The 8013-nt window shown below is 62.7% G+C and carries 5 protein-coding genes, 2 tRNA genes and 1 pseudogene; 7 read left to right on the top strand and 1 reads right to left on the bottom strand.

Annotated features, from left to right (window positions below):
- Positions 1 to 1275: replication-associated recombination protein A (locus FFS23_RS12865; protein ID WP_137898913.1), on the top strand; the 1275-nt coding region annotated here is incomplete at its 5' end.
- 32 nt (positions 1276 to 1307) lie between these two features.
- A tRNA-Thr gene (locus tag FFS23_RS12860) sits at positions 1308 to 1383 on the top strand.
- A 96-nt stretch (positions 1384 to 1479) separates the two neighbouring features.
- Here the strand turns inward: FFS23_RS12860 and FFS23_RS12855 are convergent.
- A complete protein-coding gene (locus FFS23_RS12855) occupies positions 1480 to 2106 on the bottom strand; it encodes a hypothetical protein (RefSeq protein WP_137898912.1) in 627 nt (208 codons plus the stop codon).
- 315 nt (positions 2107 to 2421) lie between these two features.
- Here FFS23_RS12855 and FFS23_RS12850 point away from each other — a divergent pair.
- The 5 genes and pseudogenes from FFS23_RS12850 to FFS23_RS20500 form a co-directional block, all read left to right on the top strand.
- A tRNA-Pro gene (locus FFS23_RS12850) sits at positions 2422 to 2498 on the top strand.
- A gap of 411 nt (positions 2499 to 2909) precedes the next feature.
- Positions 2910 to 3335 (top strand): hypothetical protein, encoded by a 426-nt coding sequence (locus tag FFS23_RS12845; protein ID WP_137898911.1) that lies wholly within the window; start codon positions 2910 to 2912, stop codon positions 3333 to 3335.
- Between the two features lie 294 nt (positions 3336 to 3629).
- A complete protein-coding gene (locus tag FFS23_RS12840) occupies positions 3630 to 4469 on the top strand; it encodes a hypothetical protein (RefSeq protein WP_137898910.1) in 840 nt (279 codons plus the stop codon).
- Positions 4462 to 7704: a DEAD/DEAH box helicase gene (locus FFS23_RS12835; protein WP_171009479.1), complete on the top strand. Its 3243-nt coding sequence runs from the start codon at positions 4462 to 4464 to the stop codon at positions 7702 to 7704. The genes FFS23_RS12840 and FFS23_RS12835 overlap by 8 nt, the downstream gene beginning before the upstream one ends.
- Before the next feature lie 101 nt (positions 7705 to 7805).
- A pseudogene (locus tag FFS23_RS20500) lies at positions 7806 to 7987 on the top strand (single-stranded DNA-binding protein); the annotation flags it as partial.
- Positions 7988 to 8013: the final 26 nt, after the last annotated feature.

Genomic DNA, 8013 nt, shown 5'->3' with positions numbered 1-8013 from the left:
GCCGACGCCCCCCTCGCCGACCGGCTGCGCCCGCGGACGCTCGCCGACGTCGTCGGGCAGGAGCATCTCACCGGCCCCGACGGCGCGATCGGCCGGATGGTCGCGGCGGGGCGCCTGTCCTCGATGATCCTGTGGGGCCCGCCCGGCACCGGCAAGACGACGATCGCCCGGCTGCTCGCCGCCGCGGTCGACCTGCGCTTCGTCGCCATCTCGGCGGTCTTCTCGGGCGTCGCCGATCTCAAGAAAGCCTTCGCCGAGGCCCGCGAGCACGCCCGCATCGGCAAGCGCACCTTGCTGTTCGTCGACGAGATCCACCGCTTCAACCGCGCCCAGCAGGACGGCTTCCTGCCCTTCGTCGAGGACGGCACCGTCATCCTCGTCGGCGCGACCACCGAAAACCCGTCGTTCGAGCTTAACGCCGCGGTGCTCAGCCGCGCGCAGGTCCTCATCCTCCACCGCCTCGGCGCCACCGCGCTCGCCAAGCTGCTCGACCGCGCCGAGGCCGCCGGGGGTCGCCCGCTGCCCCTCACCCCGCCGGCGCGCGACGCCTTGCTCGCCAGCGCCGACGGCGACGGCCGCTTCCTGCTCAACCAGGCCGAGACCTTGTTCTCGGTCGCGATCGACGCGCCGCTCGACCCCGCCGGCCTGTCGAGCTTCCTCCAGCGCCGCGTCGCGGTCTACGACAAGGATCGCGAGGGCCATTACAACCTCATCAGCGCGCTCCACAAAAGCATCCGCGGCTCGGACCCGCAGGCGGCGCTTTATTATCTCGCGCGGATGCTCACCGCCGGCGAAGAGCCGCTCTACCTGCTCCGCCGCCTGACCCGCGCCGCGGTCGAGGACATCGGCCTCGCCGATCCGCAGGCTTTGGTCCAGTGTATCGCCGCCAAGGACACCTACGACTTCCTCGGCTCGCCCGAGGGCGAATTGGCGATCGCGCAGGCCTGCCTCTATCTCGCCACCGCCCCCAAATCGAACGCCGCCTATATGGCGCAGAAGAAGGCGTGGCGCAGCGCGAAGGAAACCGGCTCGCTGATGCCGCCCGCCAACATCCTCAACGCGCCGACCAAGTTGATGAAGCAGATCGGCTATGGCGCCGATTACGCCTACGACCACGACACCGACGACGCCTTTTCGGGCGCCAATTACTGGCCCGACGAGCTGCCGCCGCAGACCTATTACGAACCGAGCGGCCGCGGCTTCGAGGCGCGGCTGCAGGAACGGCTGGCGCATTGGGACGCGCTGCGCCGGCAACGGCAAAGCCCTCTGGACTAGCCGCATCGCTTGATCCATGGAGTGCGCCGATTGCCGGTTTAGCTCAGCTGGTAGAGCAGCGGTTTTGTAAACCGAAGGTCGCGGGTTCGATTCCTGCAACCGGCACCATCGTCATCCCCGCAGGATTTGCCGTCCGATGCGGCTCGGTACGTCGCGTCGCACGCCGAGGCGGCGATCCCGACGCGCGGGATCGCCATCCCAACGTTATTTCTCCGCGGGCGCCGGTGCCGCCGGGGAGACCTTGATCGGCGCCACCACCGCGGCCGGAGCCGCTGGTGCGACGACCATCGCCGCTGGCGCGCCACCGGCAAAGGCGACCGGCACGTCCTCATCGATGAACCCGGTCACCGGCGCGCCGAGCGGAATGTTGGCGCTCGTACCGGTGACGAAAAAGCCTGCGACCGGAATGACGGCGATCGCGCCGACCACACCCACCGTCCCGGTCGTGCCCTTGTCGTCCAACTGGCCCGACATGCGGATCTGGCGACCGTTCGCCCGTACGAACAGCACGCGGGCGTTGATCCGGCCGGACTTGCCCCACATGCCCTTGTTGCGAACCTCGGTGACCTCGCCGGTCACCGGGCTGCCCGCCGGGATGACGGTCATGCCGTTGATCGCGACCGGCTCGGCGGTCTGCAACTGAAAGCGCTGCCCGACTTTGAGCTTCTTGCCGTTGGTGGTCAACGCTTCCGCCATCTTCAGCGGCACGCTGGTTCCCGCGCGCAGAACCGCCGCGTCCGGTGCGCCGGCGATGATCGGCATCGCCGTCTGCGCCGTCGCAGGCGCGCAAACGAGAAGCGCGCCCGACAGCGCGCACATCAACATCTTCATGATCACTCCCCTCGATTCGACTTTCCCCAGTCGATCAACAAATTAGAGGATGGATGCAGCACGCCGTCAAGTCGGCCGTTATCGGTATGCGAACTATATGCGTGCCATTTGCAGACGGATCATCGTCTGTAGGACGCGCCATTAACTTGTGATCAATCAACCAAATTGGTTGCATATGCTTCGATGGCGCGCTCGACTGCGGCTCGGCGGAGAGCCATCGGCGAACAGGGATGTCGCTGCGATACGGGATCGTCGCCGGAAGATCCGATTGCCGCTTGCGTCCCGCCTCGCCCCGCGCCTAAGGGGGCCACGCGTCGGGGAGTGGCGCAGTCCGGTAGCGCGCCTGCTTTGGGAGCAGGATGTCGCAGGTTCGAATCCTGTCTCCCCGACCATTATCATAAAGTCGCGGAAAACCGTTGGTCTAGCGAGACGTGATGTAGCAGGCTCTGGTGCATGCGTTGTAGCAAATTCTGCTGCTTGTATGCCCCTTCCCGTTGTCACCTCAGAGCCAAAAGTGGATCGGTCGTCAGTGCAGCGGCCAAATCACCATCGTCATTTGCCTGACAACCAAAGCGTTCGCCGCCGCGCTGATCGGTTTTGTGCAGACGGGTCCGCCCCAACGTCACAGCGTTGCTCGGTGCCGCCCGGCAGGCGTATCCAGACGATCACGGGCCCATCTGGTGCTGCCCTGTTCCGCCGCGCCTCGGTAGTCTAGATTACCGTCGCGGTTCGACGGTGCTGGCGGCGGCTTGCTCGGCGCTCCGCGCGGCTGTTTGGTGGCGTCTGAACCGCAGGGAGCAGGCATGAAGGCGATTAGGCAGCTGCTCGGCTGGTTGGGGCGTAAGGCGGTGCTGTACATTGCGCTGGTGGTGGCGATCGGCTTGGCTACAACGGCCGCGCTGTGGGTCAGGCAGGTCGCAGCCGGGACGACACCGACCCAGGTTCGCGCGCAGGTGCTTGAAAACGCGAACGGCAGCTTCGCGGCCGTGAGGACCCATTTCCGGTCATCCACCGACATTTTGATCAACTCCGAAAGCAGACGCTTGTTCAGCGCAGTCTTCGACGCGGACGGTGCACGCTCCGGCACCTACATCGACGCTTGCTCGTCGAGTCTGGGGCATAGCAAACGCAGCAGTTCACAATGCATCACTCTGTGGTGCCGGTCCTCGTACGCCCTCCGTGAGAGCTTCAACCTAGGAGCGTCGAAGGAGGGCGCTCGACATGGATAGCGGATGGCGGACCCACACCGTCCGCTCGGTCAGCACCGGCGGTGAAGCACCGCGCTCCTCCAGCGAAAAGGAGTCGGCCTGGCTCCGTACTCGTCCGCTAGCAAGAGCAATGTCTTGCAAGCAATCTAGCTCGTGATGAACGGCGCCCGCCGGCAATGAGCTTGTGGCGAAAAGGCCTAGACGGCATAAGGTTAGGAAATGACGCGTGACGGGCGCGATACGGACACGTGCGGTAGGGCACCCACCCGAGACCATCGCACCATTTGAGGCCAGACCCGGGACGAATAGGGGGCGATGTCGACGGCAATTCGATCAATCGGCGTACCGATCAACGCAGACGTTAGTGGACTTGAATGGACGGTCACCGACCTAGACGCCCTAGCGGCATTGATTGCGCTGATAACACTCGGTCAAGTTGAGCATGCAGCTGAGATCATAGCAACGCTGGCTTTGAGCGTACCTGTCCCGACAGAGGCAGAGCTGTTTGCCGATGCTCGGTCGCAGATGCGCATCCGCGGGGACACAATCCCACGTCGAACCGCATCGCGGATCCAGCGGGACGGCTATCTGTTCGAGTGCATGTCGTGGATCGTAGCAAGGCAGAGCGGTGGCTCTAGAACCTTTCTCAAAGATCCGCACCTTGATGCTACCATGCATGGGCTCGACGGACTGATTCTTGAACTTGCGCCCACCGGAGCCTCAATCACACAGGCGACCATCTGCGAGGATAAGTGCACTAAAAACCCTCGCAAAAAATTTCGCGATGACGTGATGAAGACATTCGGAGAGCATCATCAGAATAAACGCGCCCGCGACTTGATCGCCAACGCCGCCGAGCTGATCAGGGACAGCGGCGTACGTGGAACAGCTGCCGTACAAGCTGCCGCCCTTGTCACTGATAAGAAACTCAGGACCTACCGAGCTGCGCTCACGACGGGGCCCCTCGACCAAGACGATCGTACGGCCCTGTTTGCAGGGTATGATGGTCTAGGTGATATCGTTCAAAGCCAGCGCATCGGCGCCGTCCTACCGCTCGACGAGCCGGTGCGGGACTGGTTCGATAGCCTGGCTCAGAAGGTCATCGATGCCTTGAATGGCTTCGAGGACTCAATGGAGAAAGCCGACAATGTTTGACGCGCGGACGGCCGCCCTCCTTCGGCAGGCGCCGAGTGTCCCCGGCCTTAGCGCAGAGGACCTCCCGCAGACACTGACGCGCCACTACGCGAGCCTCGTCTCGCGCCGGCTACGGGGCGATGACACCAATATCGTTGGAGCCGATCCATGGCCCGTCGATCGTATCGCAGACGTTTACGAAATCGTCGCCTCGCGCGAGGAAAATGCAGAGCTACGACGCGCATCCGCTTTCGTTGCGGGAACGGCACAGCAAATCATCGCCCGCCGACTGCAATCGGCTGACACCTTAGTCCGACAACCAGTCGACCGCGACGGTGTTGATGCCTCAGTCGCTGCGGCGCTCTTGTTCTTGGCGGCAGAGCAATATGCCGACGCAAACGAAGCCGGCTTGAAGATCGCTATTCCTCGTGAAGGCCTTCTGGAGGCTCGAGAGATCGGACGACATGTTCGGGATCTTGCCCTTGGGAACCTCAGTGCAATCCTAGACCGGGGAGCGAATCGCACCGGCGATGCTACGGCCGAGCGCCGTCGAGGCCACTTGCAGACTGTAGCTTTGAGGGTGCTGCTCGATACCCTTGCCCGAGGCATCGAGCAGCTCGCGGCTTTCCTACTCTCACCTGCCGATGCCTCCGATAGCGATCTCGAAGGTGCACGATCAACCTTCCGTCGAGTTATTGAGATCTCGTCGCAAACCAGTGTTCGCGAATCCGGCATAGCGGATGACAGGCGGACCTTCACGACGCGATATGCGGGACCGGCGCATCTGGCTTCGCTTCTGCTGTCCGCCGCAAACGGTATGACCGAAGCACCGTTAACCCGCATCCCGCCGCCAGACGGGGCCGATGCAAGCTTCTGGAATCGATGGCTGTCGTTTCGAGCGAATGCGGCGCCCTATGTCTGGAGGAATCACCGTGCAGCCATCGCGCGCGGCTTTCACCAGACTGGCAGCTCAGCCGTGCTAGTACTGCCAACGGGTGCTGGCAAAACCACCGTCAGTGTCCTCAAGATCGCTGGTACACTCGCCCGGGGTAAGAAGGTCGTATTCCTCGCACCGACACATGCGCTCGTCGATCAGCTTACCGACGACCTGCAGGCTCTATTCCCGCAGGATCAGTTCGCGCTCCAGGTCTCCGGTGATTTCGACTCCCTCCTGCTAGCCGACAATCAGCTCAACGATATCGAGGTTATGACACCGGAGCGATGTCTGGCGATGCTGTCCTTTGCTGCAGAGGCTTTCGAGAACGTCGGGCTGCTTGTATTTGACGAGTGTCACCTATTAAGCCCGTCGCCGCGCAAGATTGGCCGGGCGCTGGACAGCATGTTCTGTCTGCTTGCCTTCCAAGCCGCCGCTCCAGACGCTGATCTGCTGCTGCTATCAGCGATGCTCCAGAACGGCCGGGACCTGGCCGCGTGGCTCGAGGAGATCACGGGCCGGCCGGCGCAAGCGACCGAGCTCCTCTGGAAACCAAGCCGTCAGGCGCGGGGCGTTGTCGTTTATGATCAATCCGTCATCGCGGAGGCGGAAAACGCTGCCCGCGCCGAACAACGGCGCATCAACGTGGTCAAGGGCAAGCGCGCTAAATCTCTCCGCAAAGGCGCCGAGGCGAAGCTCGTCGCGCGACCTTGGGTGCTATGGGGTCTCCAACACAATTGGAAGGATGAGGATCGATCGCATGGCTTCAGCCGGGTGACGGACACCGACCTGCCCCTCGCCGGCGGGTACGAAGACGGCGAGATCTGGGCGACTCCAAACGCCAACAAGGTCGCCGCGGCGATCGCCAAGAATGCAAGCGGCACCGGTCTCAAATCGATCGTCTTTGTGAACACGAAAGCCGATGCGGTTCGAACCGCAGCCGACATAGCGGCATCCTTGGACCCGGTGCCGCTCGCCCCGGCCGAAGAGAAGCTACTCGAAGCCATCACGGTAGAACTCGGCGACCACCGGCATGCGATCTTCTCCGAAGGGGGCTTCGCTGCTGTCCCTCACAATTCAGCCATGCTTCGCCTGGAGCGTAAGTTATCGGAAAGTCTCTTCCGGCGTGCAGGCGGCGCACAGGTCATTGTGGCGACACCCACCCTCGCCCAAGGGCTTAACCTGCCCGCTGAATTGGCGATCCTGGCTGGCGACCGGCGAAGTGGCGATAACGGCAAGCGGGAGAATCTGGAATCCCACGAGTTGCTAAATGCAGCCGCTCGCGCGGGTCGCGCCGGACATCTCGCCAACGGGGTTGTGATCCTCATCCCCGAGCCCATCATCAAATTTTCAACGAAGAAGAAGCTGACGAAAGCGCTCCAGAAGGCGCTAGCATCGGTGTTGCCGGAAGATGATCGATGCATCACCGTGTCGGATCCGTTGGAGGTGGTTCTCGACCGCGTCATGCGGGGCGAACTCGACGACCGGGACGTGCGCTACACCATTAACCGGCTAGCCTCGCTCTCCGCGGCAGATGGCGCTTCCCTTAAACCCGGTAATTTGCTGCTCCGATCGCTCGCTGCGTTCAAAGCGCGGCAAGAGAAGGATGAGCCAGACTACCGGCGGAAGGTGAGCGCTCTGTGGATCGAGGCGTTACGTGTCGTGGATGGCGGTCCGAACGAGGCGGTCGTCCTACTCGCCTCGCAAAGTGGGCTGGGGCTTGCTCTCCTTGAGCGGCTTCGCAACCGCCTCCTCGGGAGAGCAGAGCCCCTCCCAACCTCCGTTTCAGCTTGGTTCGAGTGGATGCTCGACTGGTTGAAGGAAGACGCTGGCGCGCGCGCTGACCTGTTGGTCGATAGCTCCCGCTCTATCAACGCGGCGCTTGGCCGATCGGCCAAAACGCCGATCGATGCATCGAGCATCGAAGGACTTCGATCCGCTGGTTTGGCGTGGCTCGAAGGCAAGCCGTTGAATATAATCGAGACGCGGTTAGGAGGCGACCTCAGCAGTACGGTCCCAGCGCACATTCTGCTGCCTCGCGCCCGCGAATTTACCGGAATGGTGATCCCTCGAGCACTGTCATTTATCATCGGCGTGATCGCGCGCTTGGTGGAAGAACTCGATTTGACGAGCAAACAGCCAAACATATCACCGCAGCTGATTCAAAGCCTTGCCGCCTGTACGAGGCGCGGTTTTGACAGGCCAGCGAAGCTCGAGTTAGCTAATGCTAATCGCGAATTGGCGAGCAGGGTCGAAGTGCATCGAGCTTTTTTGGCGATGTGGACGCTCATTGCCGACGACGATGGCGAAGCGTCGGTCTAACGACCCACTTCCGGTCATTCAGAGCCATTCTTGCGGTTCCCTAAACCCGCCATTTGTTCATCTCGGCAGATTCAATCCAGAGTCAATCCATTAGCGCGCCGAAAGGCCAGAAGGCGATGGTCCGCGGCCGCATCCACTACATCCGCTGGACCGACCAGAAGGACATCGAGCGCTTGGCGTCGAGATCATCGCCGACGAGGTGACGTTCCTCTCCTACGGCAAGTCCCGCCAGCAGCAGCAGGGTCCGACGCAGGACAACGAGAACGACGACATCCCCTTTTGACGCTGGACAGGCAGCCCAGGAGCTTC

This window comes from Sphingomonas sp. 2SG (assembly GCF_005503285.1).
Taxonomy (GTDB): domain Bacteria; phylum Pseudomonadota; class Alphaproteobacteria; order Sphingomonadales; family Sphingomonadaceae; genus Sphingomonas; species Sphingomonas taxi.
This window is presented reverse-complemented; position numbering and strand designations above follow the sequence as displayed.

Bases quoted from the DNA above. Each gene is read 5' to 3' on its own strand.
- FFS23_RS12835 (WP_171009479.1), top strand. From the start codon at position 4,462: ATGTTTGACGCGCGGACGGCCGCCCTCCTTCGGCAGGCGCCGAGTGTC.
- FFS23_RS12845 (WP_137898911.1), top strand. From the start codon at position 2,910: ATGAAGGCGATTAGGCAGCTGCTCGGCTGGTTGGGGCGTAAGGCGGTG.
- FFS23_RS12855 (WP_137898912.1), bottom strand. From the start codon at position 2,106: ATGAAGATGTTGATGTGCGCGCTGTCGGGCGCGCTTCTCGTTTGCGCG.
- FFS23_RS12840 (WP_137898910.1), top strand. From the start codon at position 3,630: ATGTCGACGGCAATTCGATCAATCGGCGTACCGATCAACGCAGACGTT.